This is a genomic window from Coleofasciculus sp. FACHB-712 (assembly GCF_014695635.1).
Taxonomy (GTDB): Bacteria; Cyanobacteriota; Cyanobacteriia; order Cyanobacteriales; family FACHB-T130; genus FACHB-T130.
In genome coordinates this window covers 1-4724 of record NZ_JACJOQ010000186.1, presented here as the reverse complement: position 1 = coordinate 4724, position 4724 = coordinate 1, and the positions used below count along the sequence as shown (strand labels likewise).

Below are 4724 nucleotides of genomic sequence, written 5' to 3'. Positions count from 1 at the left end.
ACTGGCAGGGGTGTCACGGTGATGACACCCGCCCCAATCCACTGAAAACGTTCTACCACCTTCTCCGCTTGGCGTCTGCGCTGAGCATCCAGCAGGCGTCGAGCTTCGTCTCCCAGTCTCTGAGATTGCAGTAGGATGTTGTCAGCCACTAAGTCTTCCCCTTCGGCTCTGAGAACCACTGCCATGCGGCGAATTAACGGCATCACATCCGGTTCAGGTTGGAAGGTTTCGCCACTTTCTAACTCAGCAAGCTGGGGATTCGCGGCGATCGCAACCACATCGGCGGTGGCGATAAATCCCCGCACTCGTTCCCGCAGACGCGCCAGAATTGTTTCCTTATCGGTGTCTGTATAAAGATCGGTTTTGTTGAGAATCAACAGCGATCGCTTACCAATCTCTGCCAAGGTTCGCAGCGGGTTATATTCTGACTGCCGCAAGTCATTATCTACGACAAATAACAACAAATCCGCTTCCGTCGCCAATTGCCGTGCCAGTTGCTCTCGCTGCGTTCCCGCCACCCCTGCTTCTAAAATTCCGGGCGTATCGGTAATCAAAATTTGTCGATTTAAGCCTTTCAACTTGAGAACGTAAGTTTCCCCTACCTCCGTCGTTCCCATTGGCGCGTCTACCCGTCCTACCATGCGCCCAATCAGGGCGTTCACCAGAGAAGTCTTGCCAGCCGAACCCGTGCCAAATACGACGACTAACAGTTCCCCACGCGCCAAATTTGCTTCGATTTCGCGCGATCGCTCAAGTAATGCCTGCCGCGACACCTCATCCTGAATCTGTGCCACTTGCTGCCGCACTGCTTTGAGGGTTTCTGAAGCCGCCTCTGTCTTCGCTTCCGGGACTTTCGGCAATCTGCGGCGTTGCCGCGAACCTTTTGCAGTCCCCTGAAGAATCATCACATAGTAGATAAATCCACCGATTAGCACCCCCAGTAGGACAATCAGCAACAAAAGCAGCAGATTTCCCAGTAAAGGTGCCGTAAAAGAAATCTGAATATACAGCCGATAGAGAGAATTAATCAGCCACAGCATCAGCCCCAGAATTACACTGAGGCCAACGATCAGCGTTAATAAGCGCGACAGGGGCATGAACGGGATTGTGGTAAGGAGATGCTTCTAATCTTAATCTCCCTATCATTGTCTGCTATCAGCAACAGGCAAGAGATGCTTCCACGAATAAAGTAGAGCCTGTTGCCGTGATTTTTTCTCGGCTAGATAATTAAAACAAAGCGTCTTTCTGAGTAATTTTAAAAAACAGTAAATTATAATACAAACTAGCTTTTAAAATTATCCCCCACCGGATAGATCGATGATCTCTGAGCCAAACGTCAGGAAGCCTCAGATACGCTTAGGCAGTGCGTTCCCTCACCCAGTCAGTATCACAGGCTGGCTCAGCCGGGTCACTGGTCGTTTCAGCGTTAGCCAAAAAATTAGTTATGGATATGGGCTAACCCTAGGCATTGCCGTTTTGGGAACGGCTGCCGGATTTATGATTGGAGATTACTATCAGCAACGAGCTACGAAGTTGCATGAATATAGCAACCAAGAACTCAACCTTCTCCATCGCTTGCAAAATGGCGTACTACAGGCACGTACGCACCAACAACAATTGATTCCGCTAGCAGAAAATCCGGAATTGTTTTGGGACGAATACTCTCATTTTCTGGAACATACTGCTGAAATTAGGCGGATATTGTCTCAAATCAAATCTTATACAAACAGCGCCGTTTATCAACGCGAGGCAGCGGCTCATGTACACGCTGATGGAATACCCAGTTTTCTAAAAACTTACGAAAACGTACCAGAAATCTATTTTCATCAGGTTGATGAATTAGTACAGCAAATTGAGCTGTCTCATTTAAAGCCAGATAAAATTCAGGAAGCACAAAAACTACTTTTAAATTTTACGAATGGTTCTGTAGCGCTAAATTTTGATGGTCTCTCAGACGACTTAACTGGAGTTATTCAGGGATCTTACCAGGATGTTAAGCAGGCAGAACTGGCTTTGATTGCTGCGGAAACAATCCGATTTAAAATTATTGTTGCAAGTATTTTATTGTCAATTGCGATCGCTATCCTTTTAGCCATCTACACTTCTCGCGCCATCGTCCGTCCCCTGAAAGCTGCAACTGATGTAGCACAGCGGGCAACTCAAGAATCTAATTTTGGCTTGCAAGTGCCGATTACAACTGAAGATGAAGTGGGAATGTTGGCAACCTCCCTCAATCAGCTCATCCTCCAGGTGGGGCACCTTTTGCAAGAACAAAAAGCAGACAGCGAGTTACGGCTAATCCAAAGTGAGAAAATGTCTAGTTTGGGACGAATGCTTGCCGGAGTCGCCCATGAAATCAATAATCCGGTCAACTTCATCTATGGCAACTTGGCTTATGCGGGTGACTACGTTAAAGAACTTCTCGCATTACTAGAAACTTATCAAGCTGAAATTCCCAATCCGCCTGAAACGATTCAAACTCAAGCAGAGGAAATTGATATCGATTTTCTTAAACAAGACCTGCCTAAAGTTCTGCAATCGATGAAAGTCGGTTCTGACCGAGTTCGACAAATTGTTCTAAGTTTAAAAGATTTTTCTCGCCTCGATGAACCACAACCTAATTCTGTAGATTTGCACGCCTGTCTTGATAGCACTCTGCTGATTTTGAACAATCGGATTAAAAATAATATCAATATTATTCAAAACTACGGCGATATCCCAGCCATCGAAGGTTACACCGGCTTGCTTTATCAGGTATTTATGAATTTACTCAGCAATGCGATTGATGCTCTAGAAGAGGCAAAAGAGCCTGGAGAAATCGTGATTTCTACAGAACGCCTAAACAAGGATACCGTTGGGGTGCGGATTGCTGACAATGGTTCTGGCATTTCACCAGAACATCAAGAGAAAATATTTGATGCCTTTTTTACCACGAAGCCGAGAGGCATTGGTACGGGCTTGGGTCTATCAATCAGCCATCAGATTATCGTAGAGAAACATGGCGGTAATTTTAGCTGCAAATCAGAAGTTGGTAAAGGGACAGAGTTAGCGATCGCTTTACCGATCAAACATCAAGTCGGTGTCGCATCAACATCAACAACCAAAATTCTCTGCTAATAGCTAGAGGCGAACTACAGCCCAAAAGTGAGACATTTTGTTCAAGTTATCGGAGTAGAAAGAGTTATGGGACTTTTTGACCAAATTATCAATGCCCTAGACAGTCCAGATCGCGAAGCGACTCCCGGACAGATGGATAATATTTTTGGCACCGTGCAGCAGGTCAGCAATAATTATGGTGCCGACCCGTCAGCAGTGCAATCTACAATGTCCCTTGTAGGAAACTACGTGCGCTCTGCTCTACAACAGAAGCAAGCTACCGAAGGCCCCCAACAAGCGCAAGCCCTTGTTAATCAATATGGCGGCAGTTCTCCCAATCCTCAAGCCGTTGATGCGCTTTTTGGTTTTTCTCAAGTGCCGCAAATCGTGCAAGTCATTGCTCAAAGAACCGGCTTGAATCCGGCGATGATTCAACAGATGTTGCCGATTCTCGTTCCCCTGGTGTTAAATCTTCTAAAAACTGGCTCCAGCGCTCAAAATCCGCACGGGTCGAATCCAGTTCTGAATACTTTCTTAGATGCCGACCGCGATGGCGATGTTGATATTGCTGATGCGATGCAGTTAGCAGCTCGCCATCTGGGTAGATAAAGCTGGTAATGGGTAATGGGATACCCATTACTCATTACCCATTATTAATATCTGACCGCTCAACCCCCTCAATTTCCAAAATCAAATCGGCACCATAGACTTTAGAAGGCGTCTGGAAACCAACACTTGCCTGTCCGGCAAGCACCTTGGTAACAACTGCCAGCGCCGTCAGTGCTGTGAGCGTATAGCCTTCTGGACATTGCAGTCGGGATACCTTAGTTGCGCCATCATCTGACACCTCTCCCCACAATCTAGTTTTCCCCTGTTGCCTCTGTGCATCGGTTGGTCCTGGTGGTTGAGCTTGGATTAGACGTTTCTGTAAGCTTTGCATGGGTGGGGACCCCAATAACCAACCCAAATATCTACTTGCGACTAGCGCCCAGTAAGTGGAGGGAGGGGTTGCCATATAAACTTCAATATTGGGAATCCCTGTGCTGTAGAAAGCGGTAGACACATCTCCCCAAGGAAGTGTGGTGCCTAAAACAGGGCCTTCTCCAAAGTCGATGGTTCGAGTTTTCCAAGCAGTCGGAACCGGAGTCAGAACGCCACCCCGCCGCACTAAGCCTCCTTGCTTCTGAGCTTCCACGATTGTTGTGGCAGTTCCCCGCGATGTCTGACCGGCGGTGAAAGCCAGCGCCAGACTTGTTGCTGAAGGCAGCTGTCTCTTGAGATGAGCCGCGAGACAGTCAGAAGGAACGACATCAAAACCGACGCCGGGAAGCAGCATTACGCCTGCTTTTGTTGCCTCAGCATCTTTGGCAGCGATCGCCTCGAATACTGTTACCTCTCCGGTAATATCCAGATAATGGGTTTTTGTCCGCAGGCACCCTTCAACCATTGGCTTAGAGGTGCGGGAGAATGGCCCTGCACAGTGGAGTACGGCTGTAACATCCTGGAGTGCCGCATCCACGGCGGATTCATTTTCTAAGCTAAAGGCGCGGTGTTCTAAACCAAGCGATGTCGCTAACGGCTGCAACTTTTCGGAATTGCGTCCTGCCAGAATTGGGCGTAACCCTTGC

At 47.6% G+C, this 4724-nt stretch carries 4 protein-coding genes; 2 read left to right on the top strand and 2 right to left on the bottom strand.

Annotated elements, in window-relative coordinates:
- The coding region (locus H6F50_RS05195) for a GTPase (protein ID WP_190427074.1) at positions 1–1097 on the bottom strand (1097 nt) is incomplete at its 3' end.
- 220 nt (positions 1098–1317) lie between these two features.
- On the opposite strand from H6F50_RS05195, the gene H6F50_RS05190 reads away from it, so the two are divergent.
- Together H6F50_RS05190 and H6F50_RS05185 are read left to right on the top strand one after the other, a co-directional pair.
- Positions 1318–3117: an ATP-binding protein gene (locus H6F50_RS05190; RefSeq protein WP_190427061.1), complete on the top strand. Its 1800-nt coding sequence runs from the start codon at positions 1318–1320 to the stop codon at positions 3115–3117.
- A 66-nt stretch (positions 3118–3183) separates the two neighbouring features.
- A complete protein-coding gene (locus tag H6F50_RS05185) occupies positions 3184–3705 on the top strand; it encodes a DUF937 domain-containing protein (protein WP_190410496.1) in 522 nt (173 codons plus the stop codon).
- A gap of 34 nt (positions 3706–3739) precedes the next feature.
- Here H6F50_RS05185 and H6F50_RS05180 read toward each other — a convergent pair.
- On the bottom strand, positions 3740–4724 hold a 985-nt coding region (locus tag H6F50_RS05180; RefSeq protein WP_190427058.1), incomplete at its 5' end, for a saccharopine dehydrogenase NADP-binding domain-containing protein.